Source organism: Sphingomonas sp. SRI_018, assembly GCF_057586275.1.
The window spans coordinates 500,853-527,198 of record NZ_JBYCZO010000001.1; the positions used below are offsets into that span (position 1 = coordinate 500,853).

General features: G+C 68.4%; 20 protein-coding genes. 9 read left to right on the forward strand and 11 right to left on the reverse strand.

Annotation, left to right across the window (positions count from 1 at the left end; translation table 11 throughout):
* The first annotated feature begins 120 nt into the window (after window positions 1-120).
* Both addA and trxA read left to right on the forward strand, forming a co-directional pair.
* On the forward strand, window positions 121-3,513 hold the full coding sequence (gene addA, locus AC2YHA_RS02320) for a double-strand break repair helicase AddA (protein WP_487400219.1): 3,393 nt from the start codon (window positions 121-123) through the stop codon (window positions 3,511-3,513).
* A 55-nt stretch (window positions 3,514-3,568) separates the two neighbouring features.
* Entirely contained in the window at window positions 3,569-3,892 is a 324-nt protein-coding gene (trxA, locus tag AC2YHA_RS02325; RefSeq protein ID WP_233783065.1) for a thioredoxin TrxA, read from the forward strand.
* A gap of 183 nt (window positions 3,893-4,075) precedes the next feature.
* Here trxA and AC2YHA_RS02330 read toward each other — a convergent pair whose 3' ends face one another.
* Together AC2YHA_RS02330 and argJ are read right to left on the reverse strand one after the other, a co-directional pair.
* A complete protein-coding gene (locus AC2YHA_RS02330) occupies window positions 4,076-4,687 on the reverse strand; it encodes a glutathione S-transferase family protein (RefSeq protein ID WP_487400220.1) in 612 nt (203 codons plus the stop codon).
* Between the two features lie 5 nt (window positions 4,688-4,692).
* Window positions 4,693-5,916 (reverse strand): bifunctional glutamate N-acetyltransferase/amino-acid acetyltransferase ArgJ, encoded by a 1,224-nt coding sequence (argJ, locus tag AC2YHA_RS02335; protein ID WP_233783063.1) that lies wholly within the window; start codon window positions 5,914-5,916, stop codon window positions 4,693-4,695.
* A 465-nt stretch (window positions 5,917-6,381) separates the two neighbouring features.
* On the opposite strand from argJ, the gene AC2YHA_RS02340 reads away from it, so the two are divergent.
* Window positions 6,382-6,660 (forward strand): hypothetical protein, encoded by a 279-nt coding sequence (locus AC2YHA_RS02340; protein WP_487400221.1) that lies wholly within the window; start codon window positions 6,382-6,384, stop codon window positions 6,658-6,660.
* Between the two features lie 95 nt (window positions 6,661-6,755).
* Window positions 6,756-9,494: a preprotein translocase subunit SecA gene (secA, locus tag AC2YHA_RS02345; protein ID WP_233783061.1), complete on the forward strand. Its 2,739-nt coding sequence runs from the start codon at window positions 6,756-6,758 to the stop codon at window positions 9,492-9,494.
* Between the two features lie 195 nt (window positions 9,495-9,689).
* Here the strand turns inward: secA and AC2YHA_RS02350 are convergent, their stop codons facing one another.
* Window positions 9,690-10,277: a DUF5320 domain-containing protein gene (locus AC2YHA_RS02350; protein ID WP_233783060.1), complete on the reverse strand. Its 588-nt coding sequence runs from the start codon at window positions 10,275-10,277 to the stop codon at window positions 9,690-9,692.
* 110 nt (window positions 10,278-10,387) lie between these two features.
* On the reverse strand, window positions 10,388-11,926 hold the full coding sequence (locus AC2YHA_RS02355; protein WP_487400222.1) for an MFS transporter: 1,539 nt from the start codon (window positions 11,924-11,926) through the stop codon (window positions 10,388-10,390).
* A gap of 104 nt (window positions 11,927-12,030) precedes the next feature.
* Between AC2YHA_RS02355 and AC2YHA_RS02360 the strand changes: the two genes are divergently transcribed.
* Window positions 12,031-12,219 (forward strand): KTSC domain-containing protein, encoded by a 189-nt coding sequence (locus AC2YHA_RS02360; protein ID WP_233783058.1) that lies wholly within the window; start codon window positions 12,031-12,033, stop codon window positions 12,217-12,219.
* Between the two features lie 113 nt (window positions 12,220-12,332).
* Here AC2YHA_RS02360 and AC2YHA_RS02365 read toward each other — a convergent pair whose 3' ends face one another.
* Genes AC2YHA_RS02365 through AC2YHA_RS02375 form a run of 3 tightly spaced genes read right to left on the reverse strand, consistent with a single transcriptional unit; the run spans window position 12,333 to window position 15,360 of the window.
* Entirely contained in the window at window positions 12,333-13,583 is a 1,251-nt protein-coding gene (locus AC2YHA_RS02365) for an adenosylmethionine--8-amino-7-oxononanoate transaminase (RefSeq protein WP_487400223.1), read from the reverse strand.
* On the reverse strand, window positions 13,580-14,203 hold the full coding sequence (bioD, locus tag AC2YHA_RS02370; RefSeq protein WP_487400224.1) for a dethiobiotin synthase: 624 nt from the start codon (window positions 14,201-14,203) through the stop codon (window positions 13,580-13,582). Before bioD ends, AC2YHA_RS02365 begins: the two co-directional genes overlap by 4 nt.
* The gene (locus tag AC2YHA_RS02375) at window positions 14,200-15,360 is read right to left on the reverse strand and encodes an 8-amino-7-oxononanoate synthase (RefSeq protein ID WP_487400225.1); all 1,161 of its coding nucleotides are present in this window, start codon (window positions 15,358-15,360) and stop codon (window positions 14,200-14,202) included. The genes bioD and AC2YHA_RS02375 overlap by 4 nt, the downstream gene beginning before the upstream one ends.
* A gap of 242 nt (window positions 15,361-15,602) precedes the next feature.
* Here AC2YHA_RS02375 and AC2YHA_RS02380 point away from each other — a divergent pair, with 242 nt between their 5' ends.
* Window positions 15,603-17,741 (forward strand): TonB-dependent siderophore receptor, encoded by a 2,139-nt coding sequence (locus AC2YHA_RS02380; RefSeq protein WP_487400226.1) that lies wholly within the window; start codon window positions 15,603-15,605, stop codon window positions 17,739-17,741.
* Between the two features lie 15 nt (window positions 17,742-17,756).
* Here the strand turns inward: AC2YHA_RS02380 and AC2YHA_RS02385 are convergent, their stop codons facing one another.
* Together AC2YHA_RS02385 and AC2YHA_RS02390 are read right to left on the reverse strand one after the other, a co-directional pair.
* Window positions 17,757-18,566, reverse strand: a complete 810-nt coding sequence (locus AC2YHA_RS02385) for a GntR family transcriptional regulator (protein WP_487400227.1) — start codon at window positions 18,564-18,566, stop codon at window positions 17,757-17,759.
* Between the two features lie 116 nt (window positions 18,567-18,682).
* Window positions 18,683-20,737 (reverse strand): TonB-dependent receptor domain-containing protein, encoded by a 2,055-nt coding sequence (locus tag AC2YHA_RS02390; protein ID WP_487400228.1) that lies wholly within the window; start codon window positions 20,735-20,737, stop codon window positions 18,683-18,685.
* An 88-nt stretch (window positions 20,738-20,825) separates the two neighbouring features.
* On the opposite strand from AC2YHA_RS02390, the gene AC2YHA_RS02395 reads away from it, so the two are divergent.
* From AC2YHA_RS02395 to AC2YHA_RS02405, 3 genes are all read left to right on the forward strand, one after another.
* Window positions 20,826-21,230, forward strand: a complete 405-nt coding sequence (locus AC2YHA_RS02395) for a MerC domain-containing protein (RefSeq protein ID WP_233783051.1) — start codon at window positions 20,826-20,828, stop codon at window positions 21,228-21,230.
* 51 nt (window positions 21,231-21,281) lie between these two features.
* The gene (locus tag AC2YHA_RS02400; protein WP_487400229.1) at window positions 21,282-22,952 is read left to right on the forward strand and encodes a glycoside hydrolase family 43 protein; all 1,671 of its coding nucleotides are present in this window, start codon (window positions 21,282-21,284) and stop codon (window positions 22,950-22,952) included.
* 121 nt (window positions 22,953-23,073) lie between these two features.
* On the forward strand, window positions 23,074-23,631 hold the full coding sequence (locus AC2YHA_RS02405) for a hypothetical protein (RefSeq protein WP_487400230.1): 558 nt from the start codon (window positions 23,074-23,076) through the stop codon (window positions 23,629-23,631).
* A 35-nt stretch (window positions 23,632-23,666) separates the two neighbouring features.
* Here the strand turns inward: AC2YHA_RS02405 and AC2YHA_RS02410 are convergent, their stop codons facing one another.
* On the reverse strand, window positions 23,667-24,671 hold the full coding sequence (locus tag AC2YHA_RS02410; protein ID WP_487400231.1) for a serine hydrolase domain-containing protein: 1,005 nt from the start codon (window positions 24,669-24,671) through the stop codon (window positions 23,667-23,669).
* On the reverse strand, window positions 24,668-26,191 hold the full coding sequence (locus AC2YHA_RS02415; RefSeq protein WP_487400232.1) for an MFS transporter: 1,524 nt from the start codon (window positions 26,189-26,191) through the stop codon (window positions 24,668-24,670). The genes AC2YHA_RS02410 and AC2YHA_RS02415 overlap by 4 nt, the downstream gene beginning before the upstream one ends.
* Window positions 26,192-26,346: the final 155 nt, after the last annotated feature.

Genomic DNA, 26,346 nt, shown 5'->3' on the forward strand with positions numbered 1-26,346 from the left:
TATCCTTCGTCATGCCGGACTTGTTCCGGCATCCACCGTGCCGCGCTCCCATCGGCGCGTTGGCTTGCTGCGCGGTGGACCCCGGCACAAGGCCGGGGTGACGGTAGGGAGGAGGCAGCGGTGAGCAAGTCCACCAGCCCACTCCCGCCGCTCAAGGGCAATCAGCGCGCCGCCAGCGATCCGCGGGCGCATGTGTGGCTGTCCGCTTCGGCCGGCACGGGCAAGACGCAGGTGCTGGCGGCGCGGGTCTATCGGCTGCTGCTGCGCGGGGTCGATCCCTCCGCGATCCTGTGCCTCACCTTCACCAAGGCCGGCGCGGCGGAGATGGCGGGGCGGATCGGCGCGCGGCTGGCGGCGTGGGTGCGGATGCCGGACGTCGATCTCGCGCGCGATCTGGAAGCGCTCGGCGAGAGCGGCGATCCGGCGATGCGCGAGCGGGCGCGCAAGCTGTTCGCGCGGGTGCTCGATGCGCCGGGCGGGGGCATCCGCATCCAGACCATCCACAGCTTCTGCCAGTCGCTGCTCGCCGCCTTTCCGGTCGAGGCGGGGCTGGCGGCAGGATTCCGACCGCTCGAGGCGCGCGAGGAGGCGGTGCTGGCGCGCGAGGCGCTCGCCGAGATGCTGGCGGAGGAGGAGCGCAACGGCCGGCGCCGGCTGGTCGACGCGGTGGGGGCGCTGAGCCTGAGATTGGGCGAAGGGGATGCCGAGAAGTTCCTGCTTGCCTGCGCCCGCACGCCCGAGGCGATGGCGGCGCTGCCGAGCGGGGTGCAGCCGTTCCTGAGGCGCGCGCTCGACCTGCCCGAAGGCGACATCGCCGCGGAAGTGGAGCGGTGCTGCGCGGCGTTCGACTGTGAAGCCTTGGGTGCGCTGGTCGAGCACAACCGCGCCTGGGGAACGCCACGCGGGCTGACGCGCGTCGAGCTGGTCGAACGCTGGATCGCAGCCGACGCCGCCGGCCGGGTGGAGGGGCTGCGCGAGCTGGCCGGCGTCTTTTCCACCGCCAAGGGCTGGGCACCGCAGGTCGACGGCTATGCCGCGCTCGCCGAGGGGCTGCGCGGGGAGTGTGCGCGGCTGCTGGGGCTGCTCGACCGCGCCGCCTATGCCGATCTGCTGGCCGGCGGACTGGAGGCGGGGCGCGCCTATGCCGATGCCTATCTTCGCGCCAAGCGGCGGCTGGGGGCGGTCGACTTCGACGACCTGATCCGCGCGACCGTCGCGCTGCTCCAGCGGCCGGGGATGGGCGACTGGGTGCGCTACAAGCTCGACCAGGCAACCAACCATATCCTGATCGACGAAGCGCAGGACACCAATCCCGAGCAATGGGCGATCGTGCGCGCGCTGGCCGACGAGTTCTTCGCGGGCGAGGGCGCGCGGGCGGGGGTGCAGCGCACGCTGTTCACGGTCGGCGACTACAAGCAGGCGATCTTCGGCTTCCAGGGGACGAGCCCGGTCTATTTCGCGGCGGCGCACCGGTATTTCGATCGCGAATCGCGAACGGCGCCTGAGTTCGATGCCGATGCGCGGCCGCTCGATACCTTGTCCCTGAGCCACAGCTTCCGCTCGACGCGGCCGGTGCTGGAGTTCGTCGACGCCGCGATCGACGCGCTGCCACCACCCGGCATGGGAACGGAGATCGAGGGCGGCCATGCGAGCGAGGTGAAGGGGCCGGGCCGTGTCACCCTGTGGGCGCCGACCGAAGCCGGCGGCGAGGACGACGACGAGGAAGGCTGGATCGACGACGCGACGCGCCGGCACGCGGGGCGGATCGCGCGGGCGGTGAAGTCCTGGGTCGGGCTGCTGCGGCTCGACAGCAAGGGCCGGGTATTGCGGCCCGAGGACGTGATGATCCTGGTCAAGAGCCGCGGCGAGCTCGCCTCGCTGATCGTCGCGCGGCTCTATGCCGAGGGGGTGCCGGTGGCGGGCGTCGACCGGTTGCGGCTCACTGCGCCGCTGGCCGTCCAGGACCTGCTTGCGGCTGTACGCTTCGCATTGCAGCCGGACGACGACCTGAGCCTCGCCAGCCTGCTCGTTTCGCCGCTGATCGGCTGGAGCCAGGACGAGCTGATGACGGCGGCGCTGCGCGAGCGCGGGAGCCTGTGGCGGCACCTGCGCGCGACGCAGGACGAGGACCGGCTGGCGCCGCTGACGGCGATCCTCAACCGCGCGGACTTCACCACGCCCTATCGTTTCCTGGAGGAACTGCTGTCGGGCCCCCTGGACGGGCGGCGCAAGCTGCTCCGGCGGCTGGGCGAGGAGGCGCGCGATCCGATCGAGGAGCTGCTCAACGCCGCGCTGGCGTTCGAGGGCACCGCGACGCCGTCATTGCAGCGCTTCCTCGACTGGTTCGATCGCGGCGAGGTGGAGATCGTGCGCGATCCCTCGCAGCCGCTCGATGCCGTGCGGGTGATGACCGCGCATGGCGCCAAGGGATTGCAGGCGCCGCTGGTGATCCTGGCCGATGCCACCGCCGATCCCGGGGATTCGCCGCGCTCGCTGGTCAAATGGGCGCCGGACGGGTTCGACCATGCGCTGCCGATCTTCCGGCCGCGCAAGGAGGAGCGGGCGGGCGGGCCGCTGGAGGCGGTGCTCGACGAAGCCGACGCTCGCGAGCTGGAGGAGCATTGGCGGCTGTTCTACGTCGCGGCGACGCGGGCCGAGGAGCAGCTCGTCGTCGCCGGCGCGCTGAGCCCGCGCAAGAAGGGGCAGGCGCCGGCGAACAGCTGGTATGCGGCGACGGCGCGAGCGCTGGATACGCTCGGCGTGGCGGAGGCGTCGGGCGAGCGGGTGTTCGACGGGCTCGAACCCCAGCCGCCGGTCAAGGATCGCGAGCCATTCGCGGCAAGCGTTGCGCCGGTGGCGGCGCTGCCCGGCTGGGTGCGGCGGCCCGCGCCGCAGGAAGCGCGGCCGCCGCGCCCACTGGCGCCCTCGGCGATCGGCGACGATGCGGTGGCCGATCCGCCGCCTACCGCCGCGACGTGGGCGGCGGCCGAGCGCGGGCGGCTGCTGCACGCGCTGTTCGAGCGGCTGCCGGCGGTGGCGCCGGAACTCAGGGCCGAGGCAGCGGAGCGATGGCTCCTGCGCTCCGGCGGGGTCGAGGACGCGCGCGCGCGGATGGAGATCGCCCGGGCGGCACTGGCGGTGATCGACGATCCGCGCTTCGCCGGGCTGTTCGGGCCGGATTCGCTCGCCGAGGCGCCGATCGCCGCGACGGTGGGCGGGCTCGTGGTCTCGGGCACGGTCGACCGGCTGGTCGTGACGGACGAGGTGATCCGGGTCGCCGACTTCAAGACCGGACGGCGGGCGCCGGCCTCGGAGGCGGAGATTCCGCCGCATCACCTCAAGCAGATGGCGGCATATGCGGCGGCGCTGGCGGTGATCTTCCCCGGGCGGCGGGTGGAGGCGGTGCTGCTCTACACCGCCGGTCCGACCTTGTTCCCGCTGACGCCGGAGCAGCTCGCGGCGCACAAGCCGGAATTGCCGGCCACGGAGCAAAGCTTGTTGCCCGACGCTTGAGCGCCGCCGCGCTCATGCATAGATTACAGGCCAACTCCCAAGGAGACACGAGACAATGGCGACCAAGGCGATCACCGACGACAGCTTCCAGAGCGACGTGCTCAACGCGGACGGCGCGGTGCTGGTCGATTTCTGGGCGGAATGGTGCGGCCCCTGCAAGATGATCGGCCCGAGCCTGGAGGAACTGTCCGACGAGCTGGGCGAGCAGGTGACGATCACCAAGCTCAACATCGACGAGAATCCGGAGACGCCGGGCAGCTACGGCGTGCGCGGCATCCCGACGATGATCCTGTTCAAGAACGGCCAGCCGGTCGCGACCAAGGTCGGCGCCGAGCCCAAGGGGCGGATCAAGGCCTGGCTCGAGGGTGAATTGGCGTAAGAGTCGCTTGCCATCAATCAATACCGTCACGCCGGCCTTGTGCCGGGGTCCACTCGTCCGCCAGCGAGCAGCTAGAGGCTCGAGCGACGGGTCAGCCGCCCGGTGGACCCCGGCCTGCGCCGGGGTGACGGGGTAGGCAAGGCATTAGCCCGCTAGTTCCGGGCCTTTTTTGGGGCGGACGCCTCAAGTCAGCGGGATCATCACCTGCGCGGCATAACCGGGTCGCGACTGGAGCCGGCGGTACCAATCCGCGACGTGCGGCATCTCCGGGCGGTCGATCGCCAGCGTGAACCAGGTGTGGGCATAGACGCCCATCGGGATGTCGCCGATTCCGAACTCGGCGCCCGACAGCCACGGCGTCGCGGCGAGCTGCGCGTCGATGATCCGCATCAGCCGCGCAGCAGCTTCGGCCGCCTCCGCCACCGCGGTCATGTCGCGCTCGCCTTCCGGCCGGCGGATCAGATTGACGAAGGCCGGAAGCTGCGCGCGGGCATAGGTGAACTGCCAGTCCATCCAGCGGTCGGCCATGGCGCGCGCCGCCGGATCGGCCGGCCACCAGCGCTCGCCGCCATAGCGCGCGGCGAGGTAGCGCAGGATCGCGTTCGATTCCCACAGCACGACCTCGCCATCCTCGATGGTCGGGATCAGCGCGTTCGGGTTCTTGGCGCGATAGGCATCGTCCATGCCGAACTGGCCGCCGATGTCGTGACGGACGTAGTCGAGGCCCAGCTCCTCCGCGAGCCAGGCGACCTTCTTGACGTTGTGCGAGTTGAGCCGGCCCCAGATCGTCAGCATCGCGCTCAGCTCCTGTAGTCGGCGTTGATCGAGATATAGCCGTGGGTCAGGTCGCACGTCCAAACCGTGGCGCGGCCCTCGCCGAGGCCGAGATCGACGCCGATGCTGATCTCCCGGCCCTTGAGATGGGCGGCGACCGGGGCCTCGTCATAACCTTCGACCGCAAGGCCGCCCCGTGCCACTTGGGTATCGCCGAAGCGGATCGCGAGCCTGTCGCGCTCGGCGGGCTCGCCGGCCTTGCCGACGGCCATCACCACGCGGCCCCAATTGGCGTCCTCGCCGGCGATCGCGGTCTTGACCAGCGGCGAGTTGGCGATGCTCATCGCGATGACATGGGCGGAGCGGTCGCTCTCGGCGCCCTCGACGCTGATCTCGATCAGCTTCGACGCGCCCTCGCCGTCGCGGACGACGAGCTGGGCGAGCTCCATGCACAGCTCCGACAGCGCGGCGACGAAGGCAGGCGCGCCTTCGTCCTCCTCGCTCGCGAGGGGGGCGTTGCCCGCCTTGCCGGTGGCGAAGGCGAGCACGGTATCGCTGGTCGAGGTGTCGCTGTCGACGGTGATGCAGGAGAAGGTCTTGCGGTTCGCCGACGACAGCGCAGCCTGGAGAAAACCCGGCTCGACCGCGGCATCGGTGAAGATGAAGCCGAGCATCGTCGCCATGTCCGGCGCGATCATGCCCGAGCCCTTGATGATGCCGACCAGCCGCACGTCCTGGCCGCCGACGGTCGCGCGCCGTTCGGCGACCTTGGCGAAGGTGTCCGTCGTCATGATCGTCTCGGCGGCCGCGGTCCACGAGCAGGGCTCGGCGGTGAAGGCGGCGTCGAGGCCGGCCTCGGCCTTGTCGATCGGCAGGGGCACGCCGATCACGCCGGTCGAAGCGACGAACACGTCGGAAGGCTCGCAGCCGAGATGCGCGGCGGCGCGCGCGGCGATCGCCTCGACCGCGGCGCGGCCGCGATTGCCGGTAAAGGCGTTGGAATTGCCGGCGTTCACCACCAGCGCCCGGGCGCGTCCGAGCACCAGCGCCTTGCGGCACCATTCGACCTCAGGCGAGGGACAGCGGCTCTGCGTCAGCACGCCGGCGACGGCGGTGCCCTCATCGAGCGTGACGAAGGTGAGGTCGCAGCGATCCCACGCCTTGTAGCGCGCGCGGGCGACGCGGGTGGTGACGCCAGGGATGGGCGCGGGCTCGGGGGTGGAGGCGGGGGCGAGGGGGGAGCGAGTCATGTCCGCTCCCCTAAGGCCCGTCGATATTCGGTGTCGAGAGCGTCTCTACGACGGCCGCCCGCCGTTCGCCTCCGCTTGCAATGTAGGATTTCGCCTGCTCGGCTCGCCCAGCCCGAGCTGCGCGAGCGCCGGTCTGCTCTTTGATTCCGTCAATCCTTTACCGCGCAGCGTCGCTGTAGCGTCCGTGCCGCGCTGCTGTAGCGTCCCCGGCGCGTCGCCGTCGCGTCCGTGTCGCGATCATGCCGCGTTCCCGGCGTATCGGCTCGCACGCACATGACCTGAGTCAACTTAGTCAACATTTTCGGAAGACGCCGGCACCGGAAGGCCTCGTCCGGAGAGGCTCGATCTACCTATGACTTTCGTGACCTTCGACGGATTTCCGCGGGTTTCGGCGCCTGCCGTTTCCCGCGATCGACGAAATGGTGGACGATGGGGCGGAGCGTCATTATGTCGCGCTGACTTGAGATGACGGAACTGTTCCTTCTCCTGAGCGCGCTGATCTGCGGCATCACCGGCACCGTCCGGACCGTAGTCGTGCGCGCACCGGAGATTGTGGTGGCCTCGCAGGTCGCAGGTGTCGCGATCGGCGGCATGCGCGCTGCGGCGGTGCGGGCCTATGCACTGGCGACGAACCGCATCGTGGCGCCGCGACCCGACGGCTATGTCACGCCGGCAGTGCTGGTGCTGACCGAGCGGCCGCTGGTTTCCTTCAGCCGTCTCGTGCCGGAGCGTCGGCGCGAATAGCTCCGGGCGGGCGCTTCGGCGCCGGCTTTCCCAATCGGCTTGATCCTGGCGCGCCCTTAGCGGGGCAGCGCTCCATATTTCAAAGGTTTACGCTCATGCTCGGCGGTATTGCCAAGTCCCTGTTCGGGTCGTCCAACGACCGTTATGTCAAGTCGCTTCGCGGCATCGTCGACAAGATCAACGGCTTCGAGCCTGCGATGCAGGCGATGTCGGACGAGGAGCTCGCCCAGCAGACCGCACGCTTCCGCGAGCGGCTGGAGAATGGCGAAAAGCTCGACGCCATCCTGCCCGAGGCCTTCGCTACTGTGCGCGAAGCGGGTGTGCGCGTGCTCGGCATGCGCCACTTCGACGTGCAGATGATCGGCGGCATCGTGCTCCACCGCGGCGAGATCGCCGAGATGCGCACCGGCGAGGGCAAGACGCTGGTCGCGACGCTCGCGACCTACCTCAACGCGCTGCCGGCGACCGGCGTGCACGTCGTCACCGTCAACGACTATCTCGCCCGCCGCGACGCCGAGTGGATGGGGCAGATCTACCGGTTCCTGGGGCTCAGCGTCGGCGTGATCGTGCCCAACCTCAGCGACCATGAGCGGCGCGAGGCATACCACTCCGACATCACCTACGGCACGAACAACGAGTTCGGCTTCGATTACCTGCGCGACAACATGAAGTACGACCGCGAGGCGATGGTGCAGCGGCCCTTCAACTTCGCGATCGTCGACGAGGTGGACTCGATCCTGATCGACGAGGCACGCACGCCGCTGATCATTTCGGGGCCCACGGACGACAAGTCCGAGCTCTACATCTCGGTCGACGCGATCGTGAAGCAGCTCACGTCCGACGATTACGAGAAGGACGAGAAGCAGAAATCGATCATCCTCACCGAGGACGGCACCGAGAAGGCCGAGCGCATGCTCGAGGCCGCCGGGCTGCTGCAGGGCGCCAACCTCTACGATTTCGAGAACACGCAGGTGGTCCACCACCTCAACCAGGCGCTGCGCGCGAACATGATGTTCAAGCGCGACACCGACTATATCGTCAAGGACGGCAAGGTCATCATCATCGACGAGTTCACCGGCCGCATGATGGACGGCCGGCGCTGGTCGGACGGCTTGCACCAGGCGGTGGAGGCCAAGGAAGGGGTCAACATCGAGCCCGAGAACCAGACGCTCGCCTCGATCACCTTCCAGAATTATTTCCGTATGTACCCGAAGCTCAGCGGCATGACCGGCACCGCGGCGACCGAGGCGGCGGAGTTCTACGACATCTACAAGATGAACGTGGTGACCATCCCCACCAACGTGCCGGTCCAGCGCATCGACGAGGACGACGAGTTCTACAAGGACACGCAGGACAAGTTCAAAGCGATTGCGAAGAAGATCCGGGAACATGCTGAAAAAGGCCAGCCGGTGCTGGTCGGCACCGTCTCGATCGAGAAGTCCGAGCTGCTCAGCGAGTTCCTCCGCCAGGAGAATGTGAAGCACGAGGTGCTGAACGCCCGCTTCCACGAGAGCGAGGCGCATATCGTGGCACAGGCGGGCCGGCTGGGCGCCGTCACCGTGTCGACCAACATGGCCGGCCGCGGCACCGACATCCAGCTGGGCGGCAACGTCGAGTTCCGCATCAACGACGAGCTCGCCGAGATGCCCGAGGGACCGGAGCGCGACGCCGCGATCGAGCGGATCAAGGCCGAGGTGGCCGAGGAGAAGCAGAAGGTGCTGGCGGCGGGCGGTCTGTTCGTGCTCGGCACCGAGCGCCACGAGAGCCGCCGCATCGACAACCAGCTGCGCGGCCGCTCGGGCCGTCAGGGCGATCCGGGGCTCAGCCGCTTCTACCTGAGCCTCGACGACGATCTGCTGCGCATCTTCGGCCCCGACACGCTGTTCGCGCGGATGATGCGCTCGAACATGGCCGAGGGCGAGGCGATCGGCTCCAAGTGGCTGACCAAGGCGATCGAGACCGCGCAGAAGAAGGTCGAGGCGCGCAACTACGACATTCGCAAGCAGGTCGTCGAATACGACGACGTGATGAACGACCAGCGCAAGGTGATCTACGAGCAGCGCGCCGACATCATGGACGCGGAGACGGTCGACGATGTGGTCGTCGACATGCGCGCCGAGACGGTCAACGCGATCGTCGGCGAGGCCTGCCCGGTCGGCAGCTACCCCGAGCAGTGGAACGTCGAGGGGCTGAAGGAGCAGGTGCGCGATACGCTCGGCATCGAGGTGCCGGTCGACGATTGGCTGAAGGAGGATGCGGTCGATCCCGAGATGATCGAGGAGCGCATCCGCGAGCAGGCCGACGCGCACGTCAACGCGAAAGCGGCCGAGCTCGACGAGCAGACCTGGATCGGGGTGGAGAAGTCGATCCTGCTCCAGCATCTCGACCACCACTGGAAGGAGCATCTCGCGATGCTCGACGCGCTGCGGCAGGTGGTGCACCTGCGCGCCTATGCGCAGAAGACGCCGATCAACGAATACAAGCAGGAAGCCTTCGCGATGTTCGAGCGGATGCTCGGCAACATCCGCGAGGACGTGACCCGCACGCTGGCGCACGCCCAGTTCCGCCTGCAGCCGCCGCCCGACCTGCCCGAGCTGCCGGACTTCATCACCAGCCACCTCGATCCTTTCACCGGCGAGGACAATTCGGCCGACTGGGATGCGGGCAGCGCCGGGCTGATCGCGGCGACCCTGCCGCCGCTCGCGATCCCGCAGCCGCAGGGCGAGACGCTGCTGGGCGAGGACCCGGAGAGCTGGAAGGGCGTGGTGAGCCGCAACGCGCCGTGCCCGTGCGGGTCGGGGCGCAAGTACAAGCACTGCCACGGAGCGCTATAAGTTAAATCCTCCCCGGCACGGGGAGGGGGACCGCCGCCGAAGGCGGTGGTGGAGGGGGCTCGCCGCGAGTGGATCGTCTGCCGCGCTCCCCCTCCACCAGCCTTCGGCTGGTCCCCCTCCCCGTGCCGGGGAGGATCGAGAAAAAAAGGGCCGGGGGTTCTCCCCGGCCCTTCATTTTAGTGCTGCTCGCCCCGATCAGCGGCGCTGTTCGGGGAACTTGATGGTCGGACCGAGCCGCTCCATCACCGCATGAGCGTCGAAGGCGTGGACGTCCGCAGGCTTGGGCCCGCGGCCCAGCACGATCTCCGCGGCCGCGTCGTAGCGCTCGACCGTGTTCACGTCGATCGTGCGGTCCCAGAAGGGATCACCCCACCACGGATCCCACGAACGCCAGCCGAAGCCGCGGCCGTAATAGCGCCAACGCGGGCCCCAATAGCCGAAGCCCGCCCAGCCGCCGTAGCTCGGCGTCGCATAGGTGCGGGTCTGCTTGTCGGTATCGCGATCGGAGACGATGAAATAGTCGTAGCCCTGATCGAGCGTCAGCTCGGCGGCGCGGTAGAGCAGGTAGCGCTCGACCGTCTCGCGCGAAGTGTAGCTGTTGCCGGCGAAGCTCACACGGAAGCGGTTGGGCTCGATCTGGACATCGCTGAAGCCGGTGCGGGAAAAGCCGCTGCCGGTTGCAGGATGGTAGGTCGTCGCGGTCGCGCAGGAGGCGAGCAGGGCAGCACTGGCAAGGACCGCGGCGATCACCTTGCCGCGGCGACGAGTAGGAGTCTGGTTCATCTTATCCTCCAGACGGCCGACTAAGACAGAACATGACCGGCCGTGCAAGCGTCGAAACGTTCCGAAACCGCGATAGGTCCCAGTCCGAACGGCCTGGTTCCCCTCGCAAATCAAAGGTTGACCGACGCTGAACGGAGGGGCTGGCGGCGCGATTTTTCGCGGGCGTGGCGCCGCAGGAAACGCAGGCGCAGCCGGGCCTCGCGGATCAACGACGCCGGGAGGTCGGTCGCACCGCGCAAGCCCGCGACGCTGGAGATGTTGCGGACGCTACGGCGGGTGGCGTTCAGCACCTCGGCGACCATCTCGTGCCGTTCGATCTCCCCTTGCTCGCGGACCAGTGACAGGCGGTGGACGGCATAGAGGCCGATCAGCCCAGCGAGCAGGAAATAGAAGTCCCAATGGCTGAGCACGAACGGGATCACGACCTGACGATAGGGGCTCGTCCAGCGCACCATCAGCTCGAGCTCGCGCGCGGCGAAGACGTCGGCGAGCAGGCCGCCGAGGATCGGCGCGAGGCCCGCGGCGACGGCGGTCACCATCGCGTTGACGGCGACATAGGCGGTCGCCTCGCCCTTCGGCGAGAGCTTGAGCGCGATGTTGGTGGTGGCGAGCGTGACCCCGGCGATCGACGTGCCCATGACGATATGGAGCATCACCAGCCAGGCCGTGACCAGCCGCTCGTCGGCGAACTGCGACGCGCCGACCATCGCCGCGATCGCCAGGATATAGGTGGGGGCGCACACCGCCAGCACCGACTTGTTGGCGAACCGGTCGCTGAGCGCGCCCCAGGTGCGCAGCGCGACCAGGTTGGCGACCTGGCTGATCATGTTGAGGATCAGCACGAAGCTGACGTCGAAGCCGAGCCGACGGACGATGAAGACGGTGAAGAAGGGCGTGGCGAAGTTGGCGGCGAACTGCCAGCTCGCCATGAATCGCAGCAGGCGGCTGAAATTGGCGTCGCGCAGCGGCCGGCCGAGCAGCTCGATCAGCGACAGCCTGCCCGGCAGCGGCGCCATCTGCGGCTCGGGCATCGCCGCGACGATGCGAGCGCTGATCAGGCCGGTGATGCACCCGATCGCGAACATCGCGGCGAAGGCGGCGTCGCGCGCCAGCGAGTGGTCGGGCGTCAAGCGGAGCGCCGCGGCGGCAGCGAGGCCCAGCGCCAGGCTGATCGAGGTCGTCCAGATGGTGCGCCGTGCGGACACGTTGCCGAGCTGCCGCTCGGGGGCGAGATCGCGGATCCAGGCGTTCCAGGCGCAGCCGCCGATCGCGCCCAATCCGCAGACGACGATCTGCGCTATGAGGAAGGCGAGCAGCGCGCCGGTGCCGGAGAAGAAGGCGATGACTGCCATCACCGCCAGCATCGACCGGCCGACGATGCTCGACAGCACGGCGATGCGCTTGCGCTGGCGGGTGCGCTCGATGAGCAGGATCGCGGGGAGCTGGAGCAGCTGGGCGAGGAAGGGAGCGCTGGCGAGCAGGCCGACCATCGCATTGGACGCGCCGAGATGGAGCGCGAAGGCAGTGAGGATGACGCCGGTGGTGAGCGCGGCAGTGCCGCCGGAGAAGCCCGCCTCGCCGATCATCAGGCGCAGCCCGCGCTCGCGCTCGGTTTCGGTGACATCGAGTTGGGGGAGCAGGGAGACCATGAAGAGTGACGCTGTCCGGCTGCCGAACAATTCCAACTCGCGAGCGGCGGGAGGGTGCCGAAACACAGCGCCTTCGCGCGCGTTTTTTGCACATGCCGTCGAGCGTGATCCGCCACTTCGACTATGATGCCGCCGCGCACCGGCTCGACATCGAGTTCGTGAGCGGGCGGCGCTACAGCTATCACGAGGTGCCGCCGGCGGTGGTGGAGGCGATGCGGCGCGCCACGTCCAAGGGCGGCTTCTTCAACCGCCGCATCCGCGACCGCTTCCGCTTCACGCGGGAGGCGGCTTAGCCCGTCCCGTCACCCCGGCGAAGGCGGGGGTCCACCGTGCCGCATGTACTGGACAAGAAGCTCGAACGCTCAGCTTGCCGCTTGGTGGACCCCGGCCTTCGCCGGGGTGACGGTTAGAGTGTGGAGGCAAGGAACTCCTCCGCCACCGAATAGATGGCGTCGAGGTCAGCATCGTCGATGCAATAGGGCGGCATCACGTAGAGCGTATTGCCGAGCGGGCGCAGCAGCACGTCGCGCTCGCGGGCGAAGGCCAGCAGGCGCGGGGCGATCTCCGAAAGGTAGTTGCCGGTCCGGTCCGCGATCTCGAACGCGGCGATGGTGCCGAGATGGCGCGGGTTCCGCACCAGCGGATGATCGGCGAGGCGGTCGAGCCGTGCCTGCTGGCGCTCGCCCAGGCCGGCGACGCGCCCCAGCACCGGCTCCTCGCGCCAGATCGCGAGGTTGGCGTTGGCGGCGGCGCAGGCGATCGGGTTGGCGGTGTAGCTGGAGGAATGGAAGAACATCCGCGCGCGGTCGGTCGAGCGGTGCGCCTCGAAGATCGGCGCAGTGGCCATCGTCACCGCCAGCGGCAGCGCGCCGCCGGTGAGGCCCTTTGACAGGCACAGGATGTCCGGCACCACGCCGGCCTGCTCGCAGGCGAGCAATGTGCCGGTGCGGCCCCAGCCGGTCATCACCTCGTCGGCGATGAACAGCACCTCGTGCCGCGCGCAGATCGCGCGCATCTCGGCGAGGAGGGCGGGGGGATAGGTCTTCATCCCGCCCGCGCCGAGGATCAGCGGCTCGACGATGAAGGCGGCGGGCCGCTCGCGGCAATGCGCCTCCAGCGCGTCGAGCGTCGCCTGCTCGCGGCCGGGCTCGGGGAAGGGAACGGTGGCGACGTCGAACAGCAATGGCTGGTATGGCTGGTTGAACACGCCGCGCGCGCCGACCGACATCGTGCCGATCGTGTCGCCGTGGTAGCTGTGCTCCATCACAACGATGCGATGGCGCGGCCGGCCGGTGTTGGCCCAGAAGCCGAGCGTCATCTTGAGCGCCACCTCGACGCTGGTCGAGCCGCTGTCGGAGAAGAAGACGTGGCGGAGCTCGGCCGGCATGATCGCGGTGAGGCCGCGCGCCAGCGTCTCGGCCGGCTCGTGCGTCCAGCCGGCGAAGATGAGCTGGTCGAGCTTCCCCGCCTGCTCGGCGATCGCCGCCATGATGCGTGGGTGGCTATGGCCGTGCGTCGTCACCCACCAAGAGGAGATGGCGTCGATCACCCGCCGCCTGTCGCGGGTATAGAGCGCGGCGCCTTCGGTGCGCTCGACCAGCGGGATCGGCTCGCCGAGGCCGTGCTGAGTGAAGGGGTGCCAGACGGGCGAGCTCATGCCGCAAAGTCAGCGAGGTTGAAATTGGCGGTGAAAGCGTGGGCAAGGGACACGCGATCGAGCGGGTTGAGGAGGGGCAGGCGGCCGAGGCGGCGCACCTTGCCGATCGCGGCGATCGTCGCCTCGCTATCCTCGTTCGCCTCGCCGATGAAAGCGATACCGAGCACCGGTACCCGGCGTGCCCGCAGCACCTCCAACGAGAGCAGGCTGTGGTTGATCGTGCCGAGCACGGTGCGGGCGACCAGCACCGTCGGCAATGCCCAGCGCGCGAACAGGTCGGCGTAGAGCAGACTGCGGGTGACCGGAACCAGCACGCCGCCGGCGCCTTCGATCACGAGTGGACGATCGGGCGGGTCGAGGCGGGCCGGATCGATCTCGATGCCGTCGATCTCGGCTGCGCGGTGCGGCGAGCACGGGGTGGCGAGGCGATAGGCTTCGGGGAGGATGCGCTCCGGCGGTAGCCCGGAGAGGGCCGCCACCCGCTCTGCATCGCTGTCGCCGTCGAGCCCGGCCTGCACCGGCTTCCAATAGGCGGCGCCCAGCGCGCCGGCGAGTGCGGCGGCGAACACGGTCTTGCCGACGTCGGTGTCGGTGCCGGTGACGACGATCGCGGAGCTCATCGCAGCGCCTCGGCGAGCGCGGCGGCGAGGGCGGTCACATCCTCGCTCGTCACGTTGAGCGTCAGCGAGACGCGCAGCCGCGCGGTGCCGGCCGGGACGGTCGGCGGACGGATGCCGCGCACGTCGAAGCCCGCCGCCTGCACCGCGGCCGCGACCTGCATCGCGCGAGTGTCGTCGCCGAGGATGACCGGCAGGATCTGCGAGCCGCTGCCGATCGCACCGAGCGGCACCAGCAGGTCATGGGCTTGGGCGATCAGCGCGTGCAGCCGCTCGCGGCGCTCAGGCTCGGCGACGAGCAGGCGCAATGCCGCGCGGACCGTGGCCGCGATCAGCGGCGAGGGGGCAGTCGAGAAGATGAAGGCGCGTCCCCGGTTGATCAGGAAGTCGCGCATGATCCGGGGCCCGCACAGCAGCGCGCCCTCGCAACCGAGCGCTTTGCCGCAGGTGCGCAGCGTGATGACGTTGTCCCGTCCGTCGAAGTGCGCCGCGAGGCCGCGTCCGCCGGGGCCGAACACGCCGGTGGCGTGCGCCTCGTCGATCAGCAGCATCGCCTCGTGCATGCCGGCCAGTTCGGCGAGCGCATCGAGTGGGGCGCGGTCACCATCCATGCTGTAGAGACTCTCGACCGCGATCCACACGCGACCGGTGCCGCCGGCGCGCCGCCAGGCGGCGATCGTGTCGGCGAAAGCGTCGACGTCGTTGTGCGCGGCGGTGCGAACCTCGGCACGGCCGAGGCGCATTCCCTCATGGGCGCTGGCGTGGACCAGAGCGTCGTGAACGACGAGATCGCCGCGCTGCGGCAGCGTCGCCAGCAGCGCGGCGTTGGCGGCATAGCCGCTCGAGAAGAACAGCGCCGCCTCGGTGCCGAAGAAGCGGGCCGCTTCTTCCTCCAGCGCCTCATGCTCGGGATGGTTGCCGCGCAATAGCCGCGATCCGCCCGAACCGAGCGGTACGCCGCGCTCCAGCGCCTCGATGGCGGCGGCGGCGAGGGCAGGGGAGGAGGCGAGCGCTAGATAGTCGTTAGACGAGAAGTCCCGACCCGCCCGCGGGATCAGGTGTCGGCTGCGGCCGCGCTCGGCCAGCGCCACGAGGTCGCGCGATTGCGGCTCCAGGTACGGCTCGGCCGCGGCGTCAAAGTGAAGGGAGTCGCGGTTCATTCGTTCACTTTGGCCCACTTATCTCCGCGGCCGCGCTGCGGCATCCGCCTGCGTCAAGCAGAGCAAATCCTATTAGGGAAGCGATTTGTTGGGGGTGCTCACTATCCCCCTCTCAGCGGGAGAGGAGAAAGGCGTATCAGTTTCACCCGTCTAATGATAATGATATTGACTTGCATTAGAGCAATCCCCTAGCGACACATCCGCGGTGTGGATGCCGTGGATCGAGTGAGGGATTTGCGCAGATGCGGCAGTGGTTCGGTTCCATCCTCCTGGCTTCGACGCTGCTCATGCCTGCCGCGGCCCACGCCTCGGCCGCCGACCCGGCGGAGGATGGAGACGATCAGGCCAAGACCGACATCATCGTTACCGGTACGGTGCAGGCGCAGAGCAGTTCAGCCACCGGCCTGTCGCTGTCGCTCAGGGAGACGCCGCAATCGGTCACCGTCGTCGACCGCCAGCGCATCGCGGATTTCGCGCTGACCAACGTCAACGACCTGTTGGACCAGACGGTCGGCATCAACGTCGAACGCGTCGAGACCGATCGCACCTATTTCAATGCGCGCGGGTTCGACGTCACCAACTTCCAGGTCGACGGCATCGGCCTGCCGCTGATCTGGGGCATCCAGTTCGGGGACCTCGATACCGCGCTGTTCGAACGGGTGGAGGCGATCCGTGGCGCCAACGCGATCATGACCGGGGTGGGAAATCCGTCCGCCACCATCAACTATGTCCGCAAGCGCCCGACCGATACCTTCCAGGCGAGCGCGTCGGCGATGCTCGGCTCGTGGGACCGGAAGCGCGTCGAGGCAGATGTTTCGGGGCCACTGAACGATGCCGGCACGCTGAAAGCGCGGCTGATCTTCGCGCACGAGGACAAGGATTCGTATCTCGACTTCAACCGCGTCGACCGCAACGTCTATGGTGCGATCGTTTCATGGGACGTGACGCCGCGGCTCACCGCGACCGTCGGCTATACGCGGCAGGACAACGACGCCGATGGCGTGCTGTGGGGCGCGCTGCCGCTCACTTATTCGGATGGGACGCGGGTCGATTATCCAAGGTCGGCCTCGACGTCGGCCGACTGGACCTATTGGGACGTGACCGACCAGACCGCCTTTGCGGAGCTCGGCTATCAGTTCGCCGGCGGCTGGTCGGCGAAGGGGATCTTCACCTACAAGCGCTTCGAGGAGAATGCGGCGCTGCTGTACGGCTACAGCTATCCCAATCGCGCGACGGGGCTGGGCGTCGTCGGGTCGGCGGGCATCTATCCGTCCACCTATGACCGCTATCTCGGCGATTTCTATGCGTCGGGGCCGGTCACGCTGTTCGGCCGGGAGCACAAGCTCGCCTTCGGGGTGTCGACGGCGCGGTCCGACGCGCTCGAATGGGAGGCGAAGCCGGTCGATCCGATTGTCTTCCCGGCCGTGCAGGACTGGGGCCGCCTCCAGGTGGCGGAGCCTATCTTTCCTGAACCCTATCTCGCCGCCGACTACAGCGACCGGCTGACCCGCATCTATGGCGCCGCGCATCTCAACCTGGCCGATAATCTGAAGGCGGTGGTCGGCGCCAGCGCGATGTGGCTCAAGACGACCGGCGTCTCCTACGACGTCGACCAGTCGCGCAAGAATAGCGCGGTCAGCCCTTATCTGGGCGCCGTCCTCGACCTCACGCCCAATGTCTCGCTCTATGCGAGCTATACCGACATCTACAATCCGCAGATCGAGGTCGACGTCGACAACCGCAAGCTCGATCCGGCCAAGGGCAGCAGCATCGAGGCGGGCATCAAGAGCGAGTGGTTCGACAAGCGGCTCTACGCCACCGCCGCGGTGTTCCGTGCGAAGCAGAAGGGGCTCGCGTCCTTCGCCGGCGTGTTCGACGATCCGGACGGTCCCGGCAAGATCGGCCAAAGCTATTATGTCGGCGTCGATACCACGTCGAAGGGTTTCGAGATCGAGATCGCCGGCCGCGTCACCGATCGCTGGACGCTGAGCGGCGGCTACACTTATCTCGATATCGAGGACGAGAACGGCGATCCCGCGCGGACCTGGCTGCCGACGCAGACCTTCAAGCTCGCGACCACCTATGCTGTACCGGAGCTGAGGGACCTGAAGCTCGGTGCCCAGATGCGCTGGCAGAATGCGATCAGCTATGCCGATTCCGGCGTGCAGGGCGCCGGCATCGTCACCGGCGACGTCATTCTGAAGCAGAAGGACTATGCGCTGGTCGACCTGATGGCGGGCATCCGCCTGCTCGGTCACGTGCGCGCCACGGTGAACGTCCGCAACGTCACCGACCACAAATATCTCGCCAGCCTGATGTGGGGCCAGGCCTTCTACGCCGCCCCGCGCAGCGTGCTCGCCACGCTCAGCTTCGCCTATTGAGCCGCTATTGAGCCGCTATTGAGCCGCGATCTTGCGGGGACGGCCGCGCTTGCGCGGCGCCTCCCCCTCCGCTGGCGATGCTGCCGCCGGCCCGCTCTCCTTGGCGGCGAGCGCGGCGGCGATCGACTTATGGAAGCCTTCCCCCATGGCGAAGAGCTCGCTGACGAGCTGTTCGAGCCGCGCCGCGTCCCGCTGCACGAGCGCGTCGACGATCTCGCGATGCATGCTGTGGTGGTCGAGTTTCAGGTCGACGTCGCGATCGGCGAAAAGATGAGTGTAACGCTCGAGGCGGAAACCGAGGTCGGTCCAGAGCCGGACCATCAGCGGCGAACCGCATCCCGACAGCAACGTGTGGTGTAGGTTGCCGTATGCGCGCTGCCACATTTCCCGATGCTCCGGGCTGTCGAACAGCTTCGGGACCTTGAGCGAACGGTGAAGCTGGACGACGACCGCCTCTTCCCACGCGTCGTCGCCGTTTTCGAGCGCCATCTCCAGCGTCAGGCGATAGATGCGCCGGTAGACGCTGATCAGATCGCGATATTCGGCAAGTGAGACCGGGGCGACGCGATGACCCTTCTGATGCTCGTGCACTACCAGACCGGTGGCCGACAGCAGCAGGATCGCCTCCCGCACGGGGCTGTGGCCGATCTTGTAGAAGGCGACGATCTGCTCGACCTTGAGCCGCTCCAGCGGTTCGAACACCCCGCGGATGATATCGCGCAGCAGCCAATAGTAGACGGCCTGGGTGGGATTGTGGTCCGGATCGACCGGGGCGACGACCGACGGGTCGGTGAAGGTGGAAACCGACGGAATCGATTCATTCATCGCCGGAATAATAGAAATGTCGCGAATTTGCGCAATGGCGTGGAATTTCCCGCTCGAGACCGTTTCACCCCTCCCCGAAGGGGGAGGGGACTAGGCCGCTGACCTCGACGCAAGGATCAAAACGCTGTCCGCAGGCCGAACACGAAGTTGCGACCGCGCAGGGGCGAGGCTTCCTTGATGAACGAGGCGTGGTTGAACGCCAGCTCGTTGGCGAGGTTGGTTCCGCGGACGAACAGCTCGGCGGTCTTTCCGGGAGCCAGGTCCAGTCGATAGGACAGCGTCGCGTTGACCATGTCGTAGCCCGGGGTCCGCGTCTCGAACGATGCGATGCGGCCCTGCTCGAAGACATGGTAGTATTCGACATCCGCCGACAGTGCGCCCCATTTGCCGTCGGCGCGGCCGCCGAGGCGCCCCGCCGGGATGCGCGGTAGGTTGCCGAGGCCGTGCCTGAGCTTCGCCCGTACATAGTCACCGAAGAGCGAGGCGCCGAAGTCCGGCGTGAACTGGTGCCGGATCTCGCCGTCGACGCCGGTGAAGGTCGCGTCCGCGCCGGTGTAGCGGATCAGCCGGAAATCTTCGTAGCGGTCGAGCGTCTCGGCGAAGATATAGTTGTCGAAGTCCTGGTGATAGCCGCCGAGGGTGAAGGTCGTCGCGCCCGAGGTCTTGCGGAAGGTGAGGTCGATCGACCTGGCCGTCTCCTTGCCGAGCGTGGCGGTGCCGAGCTCATAGGTATTGGTCGCGAGGTGGATGCCGCGCGCGTAGAGCTCCTGGACGTTGGGCGCGCGCTGCGAGCGGGCGAGCGACAGTGCCAGCGAATAGGCGCCGCCGATGTCCCAGACCGCCGCGCCCGAGATCGAGAGCGGCTTGTGGCTGACCCGGCGGTTGAGCGAGGTCTCGATCGTCTGCCATTCCTGGCGTCCGGCGAGCTCGAAGCGGACGGGGCCTGCCTGCAGCGTCTCCATCAGGAACAGGGCGGTGCTGCGCGTCTCGCTTTCGGGGAGGAAGGCTTCCTCCCCGAGCGCGCTGAAGTCGCTTTCCGAATGCTGGACGCCGAACACGCCGCGCAGGCCCGCGACCGGCTTGTGCGTCAGCTCGAAGCGGAGGTCACGGGCCTTGTTCCGGAAGGTGGTGGCGACCTCGTCGCCTTCGATCTCGTCGTGCGCATAGTCGGTGAACGACATGCGGAAGCGGACCTTCTCGAAGCCCGGCAGTGGATTGCGATAGTCGCTGCGGATGTCGAACCGCTCGCTGCGGAGCTTCACGAACGGCACGCCCTCGTGATCATGGTCGTGATCGTCGCCGTGATCATGGTCATGATCGTCGTCGTCATGGCCGTGCCCGCCGCAATGGAGGTGCGTGCCATGCGGGTGGCAGTCCTCATAGTCGTGGGAGTGGCCGGGCAGGCCGTATTCGCTGCGCTGGCGGGTATAGGCCACGCCCAGATAGCCGTCGGGGCCGATCCACGACCCGCCGACGCTGAACGTCGAGGTGTCGTTGTAGGAGCCCGCGACGCGCGAGGAACCGAACGCCTTCGGCACGCGATAGTCGTCGGAACTGCGGTGGACGCCCTCGGCATGGAAGGCGAAGGGGCCGATCCCGGCGGTGAGCCCGCCCACCAGCGAGCGTTCGTCGTCGGCGGTGCCGATGCGGCCTTCCGCCACGCCGGAGATGCCGCCGTCGGGAAGCCTGGTCGGCACCTTCTCGTCGAGCAGGTTGATCGCGCCGCCGATCGCGCCGCCGCCATAGAGCAGGGCGGCGGGACCGCGCAGCACCTCGACGCCGGTGAGCAGCAGCGGCTCGGTGGTGACGGCATGGTCGGGCGAGATCGCCGAGGCGTCCTGGACGTTGGCGCCGTCCGACAGCGCCTGGACCCGCGGCGCGGTCTGGCCGCGGATCACCGGCCGGCTCGCGCCGCCGCCGAAATTATCGAAGCTGATGCCCGGCTGGCCGGCGAGCGTGTCGCCCAGCGTCGCCTGGCGGCGATGCACCAGCGCGTCGCCCGACAGGGTGATGACCGGCGTCGCGGTCTCGTCCGCCTTCTGATCGAGCGCGGAGGCGGTGACGACGATATCGGACGGCGCGGTGCTGCCGGCCTGGTTGGACGCCTGCGCGGCGCAGGGCAGCATCGCCGCAAGCGATGCGGCGGAGCGGAGCATGACTCGAATTTTCACAGCAAATCCCTTTTTTGCTCTTGAGGTCGAGAGGGTTGCCCGGGTATGGAATGATATAACATTACACAAGAGGAATTTGGATCGATCCATGTTCGCAGAGGAAATCGAGCGCAGCGCGTCCGAACGACGCACCAACGTCATCGAGGGAGCGGCGGTCTCCGCCTCGCTGCTCTGCCTCGTCCATTGTCTTGCATTGCCGCTGCTGCTGCTCCTGCTCCCTGGGGTCATCGGGCTGTTCGCGCGGTCGGAGGTGTTCCACTATGTCGCGCTCGCGCTGGTCGTTCCCTCTGCGGTCGCGGCCTTCTGGCTGGGGTACCGGCGCCACCGCGCGCTGCGGCCGGCGCTGTTGGGGCTGGCGGGAGTCGGCTGCCTCGTCGTCGCGCTGCTACCCGAACGGGCCGAAGGGGCCGAGACCTGGTTCACCGTGGCGGGAAGCCTGCTGCTCGTCGCCGGCCATACGATGAACTGGCGGCTGCGGATGGCGGGCGATTGACAAGGCACCCGCCGGTCGGCTCTCCGTAGTCATGACAGGTGGGAGAATGGAATGCGGCCGTTCGCAGCTTGGCGCAGATGGACGGCGGGCGGAGCCGCGGTGCTGATGGCAATGCTCGCCGCCGCTGCGGCGGAAGCCCAGACCGCCCGGTTCGAGCGGTTCAGCTACGAGGGTCGCTCGCAGGAGCGCGTGCAGCTTCGGGCGGGCGAATATCGCAACCCGATCCTCTCCGGCTATTATCCCGATCCGTCGGTGACGCGGGTCGGCGACGACTATTACCTCGTCAATTCGTCCTTCGCCCACTTCCCCGGCCTGCCCGTGTTCCATTCGAAGGACCTGGTGAACTGGACGCAGATCGCCAATGCGATCGACCGGCCCGGGCAGCTCGATTTGTCGGGACGCGCGGTGTCGGAAGGGGCGTTCGCGCCCGACATCTCCTACCACGACGGCCTGTTCTACATCGTCAACACCTGCGTCGGCTGCAAAGGCAATTTCATCATCACCGCCCGGAATCCGGCCGGGCCGTGGTCGGACCCGGTGTGGCTGCCGTTCGGGGGGATCGACCCGTCGATCTTCTGGGAGGGGGACAAGGCCTATATCGTCAACAACGACATGCCGGCCGAACCGCCGCGCTACGAGGGTCACCGCGCGATCTGGGTGCAGGAGTTCGACTGGCGCAATCTCAGGATGACCGGCGAGCGGACGCAGCTCGTTAACGGCGGCGTCGATATCAGCAAACGGCCGATCTGGATCGAAGGGCCGCACCTCTTCAAACGCGGCCGCTACTATTATCTGATCGCGGCCGAGGGCGGCACCGAGGACAAGCACTCGGAGGTGGTGTTCCGATCGGAAAGCGTGCACGGACCGTTCATGCCCTTTCCGGGCAATCCGATCCTCACCCAGCGCGACCTCGATCCGGCGCGGCCCGATCCGGTCACCTCCACGGGTCACGCCAAGTTCGTCGAGACTCAGGCCGGCGAGTGGTGGGCGACCTTCCTCGGCACGCGACCCTATGGGCCGGACGAGTACAATATCGGCCGCGAGACCTTCCTGTTGCCGGTCAGCTGGCGGGACGACTGGCCGGTCATCCTGCCGCACGGCCGGCCGGTTCCCTTTGCCGCGCCCCGGCCCAAGCTGCCGGCGCAGCCGCGCGCGCCGCTGCCGACCGCCGGCGACTTCGGTTATGTCGACGAGTTCGACGGCAAGCGGCTGGCGCTGCAATGGGTCAGCATCCGCACGCCCAAACAGCCCTTCTACCGGCTCCACGATGGCGCGTTGCTGCTCGCCAGCGGCGCGGCGCTCGGCGACCGGCAAGGCGTGCCGGCCTTCATCGGACGGCGGCAGCAACACCATATCGCCACCGTCTCGACCATTTTGCGCTATCGGCCTGCCAAGGATGGCGACCGCGCCGGGTTGGCGGCAGTGCAGAATGACGAGTCGTGGCTGTTCTTCGGCATCACCCGCCTCGACGGCGCGCCGGCGATCGCGCTCTATATGCGCGACAAGGCCAAGACGGATACGCTCGTCGCCTCGGCGCCCGTGGCGGTCGATCGGCCGATCACGCTGACGATCCATGCCAACGGCGGGACGCTCGCATTCGACTATACGATCGGAGGCGAGCGACGGACGCTCAAGGCTGGTCTCGACGCGACCTTCCTCAGCACGCACCGGGCGGGCGGGTTCGTCGGCACCGTCATCGGTCCCTATGCCTATGCGCGATAGCGCACCGCTCGTCGCATTCGAGGTCTCACAGACGCCTGGCCGGGCGATTCGGTCATCGGCCGTTCAGGCTGGCCGAAGAGAATCCGTGCTCCCTGTTCCACTTATGAGCGGAGGAAACCTCATGCGCTTGATCTCGAAAGCCCTGCTCGCAGGTCTTGGGACGCTCGCCTTTGCGGGCGCCGCCATCGCGGCCGAGCGGGAGCATGTGATCAATCTGACCCTGCCCGACGGCTCGCAACAGCAGATCCGCTACAGCGGCGATGTCGCGCCTCAAGTCGTCGTCCTGCCGGTGCACGCGCTGCCGGCGCCGGTCGCCTGGTTCGGCGGCGATCCCTTTGCCTCCTTCGCGGCATTCGATCGGATCGCGGTGGCGATGGACCGGCAGATGGACGCGATGCTGCGCCAGGCGGCGCAGCTGTCCGCCAGCGCGGAGGCCGGCGCCCCGATGACGAGGATGGCGGCGGGCAAGCTTCCCGCGGGAAGCTACAGCTACTCGTTCGTGTCGACGAGCACCGGTTCCGGCACCTGCAGCCGCAGCTTCGAGATGACCTCCTACGGGCCGAATCAGGCGCCGAAGGTCGTCTCGCACAGCTCGGGTGATTGCGGCGGCGGGGTTCCGGCGCCGAGGCAGGCGGTGGCGCCGGCCGAAACGCCGAAACCCGCCTCCAACACGATCTGAGGCGCTTTTCCGGGGCGGCTCGCGGGCCGCCCCGCTTACAACCGGTCGAACGCGGCGATCACTGCATCCCCCGTCGCCGGGCGCAGCTGGAAGATACCGCTGTCGAAATGCCGCGTCGGATGGACGCGGTTGGTGAGCAGTGTCCAGGCGATGCCGCGTGCGAAATCCACCCACAGACCGGTGCCGGTGAAGCCGGTATGGCCGATCGTCTCGTCGGAGCAGGCCTGGCCGCCCGACCAGCCGGCGAACTTGCGTTCCCAGCCGCACGTGCGGTGCTCGTACTGGGGCGTGCGGATCGCCTCCAGCATCGCCGGGCTCGCGCCGCTGCCGTCGAGCAGCCCCTGCGCGAAGTCGAGCACGCCGGCGACGGTGCCGAACAGCCCGGCATGGCCGGTCTCGCCGCCCATCGCCGCACAATTCTCGTCGTGGACCTCGCCCTTCAGCACGCGTTCGCGCCACGGGCAGCGCTCGGTGGCGACGGCGGGGCCGGGCGGTGGACCGTAGCTGACGCCGGGACCGAGCGGCCAGGCGGAGAGCGGCGCGCCGGTGATGCGCTCGATCGCGATGCCGAGCAGGATGAAGTTGATGTCGGAATAGACCGGCGGCCCGTGCCGCCACTCGCGCTGCAACACGAAGGCGCGCAGCCGCTTTGGATCGTCACCATAGGTGTAGATCGGCTCGACCGCGGGGAAAAAGGTGCGATGCGCCAGGCAGTCGCGGAAGGTGAGCCTGCGCTCGGCGGCATTGGCGACGTCGTACTGGCGGAGGTCTGGGATCGCGTCGGTGAGCGGGCGGTCGAGGTCGATCCGTCCTTCGTCGGCGAGGCTGAGGATCATCGTCGTGGTCGCGATCACCTTGGAGACCGAGGCGAGGTCGAACCAATGGTCCTCGGTCAGGTCCTCGGGCTCGGGCACGACCGCGGCCTTGCCGGCGTAGGTCACGCAGCGCCGCCCGTCGGCCGCGACGACGCCCAGCGTTGCGCCGGGGATGCGGCCCTCGGCGATGTAGCGGGCGGCGGGGGCGAAGGCTTGCTCGATCATGCGGGCTCCTCGTCGGCGCGGGGCCGGATGCGCGCGAGCACCGGCAGGAAGGCGATCGCCGCCAGGCTCAGCAGGCCCGAGAGCAGGAAGAAATTGTCGTAGCCGATCCGCTCGACCATCGCGCCTCCGGCACCCGCGAGCAGGCGCGGCAACAGGAAGGCGAAGCCCGACAGGAAGGCATATTGTGCCCCCGGATAGCGCGGGTTCACTAGCAGCGAGAGGTAGACGACGAACACCGCGCCCGCCATGCCGTTGCCGAACTGGTCGGCGGCGGTGGCGACGTAGAGCAACAGCTCGTCGGTCGGCTGATGCGCGAGCCAGACGAAGCCGAAGTTGCCGATCGCGGCGAAGACCGCGCCGACCGCCAGGCTCCACGCCTGCGGCCAGCGCGCCGCCATCCAGCCGCCGAGCCCGACGCCGACCATGCTCGCCACCAGTGCGACCAGGCTGTCGGCGCGGCCGATCTGGGTCAGCGAATAGCCGAGGCCCTTGATCATCGGCTTGCTGAGGTTGAGCGCGAGCACGTCGCCCATGCGATAGATAGAGACGAACGCCATCAGCACCAGCGCGGCGAAGGCGTAGCGCCGGAAGAAGTCGACATAGGGCCCGACCGCGACCGAGCGCCGGAACCACGCCTCGGGAGGCGCCTTGCGGATGGCGGGGACGGCGGCGGCCATGATCAGGAACGGGACCATGCAGACGACGAGGACGTAGGGGGTGACGTTGGTCTTGTCGCTGATCCCCGCCGCCGCCGCGGCTGTCAGCAGCACCCAGCCGACTACGGCGGTCACCAACATGGCGGTGACGAGGATCGCCCCGCTGGCGCCGAGGCCGGTCGCCAGCGCTGCCAGTCGCCCGCCGCCGTGACCGGGATCGGGCCGCATCGCCGCGAGGATGGGGAAGGGCAGGAACGCCGCCAGCGCGATCGCCAGATAGGCGCCGGTCCAGCCCCAGCCGGGCTGGTCGGCGATCAGCAGCGCGCCGCTGCCCGCCGCCACCATCGCGGTGCGATAGCCCCACAGGTTGGCGGCGGCGATCGGCCCCTGCTGCTCCTGGGTGGGCGCCAGCTCGATGCGCCAGGCGTCGGCGGCGACCTCCAGCGTCGTCGTCCAGAAGGCGAGCAGCACCGCGAATAAGGCGGTCACGCCCAGGCTCGCGTCCGATGCGGTGAACGCCATCGCCGCCATCGCGGTGAAGATGCCGAGCTGCGCCAGCATGATCCACCCGCGCCGCTTGCCCCAGAAGCGGCCGAAGCCGGGGATGTCGTAGCGGTCGAGCAGCGGCGCCCAGACGAACTTGAAGGTCGGCAGCAGCTGTACCCAGGCGAAGAATCCCAGCACTACCAGCGCCACGCCATGCGCCTGGAGCCGCAGCACCAGCACCGTCGAGAACATGTAGAAGGGCAGGCCGGCCGAGAATCCGAGCAGCCCGTAGAGCAGCAGCCGGCCGATGCCGGGGGGGATCGCCGGGGTTTCGGGGCTGGTGGAGATCGCCGCGGTATCGGCAAGCGTCGAATTCATGCGTCCTCGCGCGGGGATATTCGCGCCTAGCGTCCGATCAACAGGGGCGACAGTCAACCGTCTGTCCCCCCTTCTTCGTCACCCCGGCCTTGTGCCGGGGTCCACCAAGCCTTGCGGACTGGACTCAAACCCCTTGCCGTGTCCTTGCCTCCCGG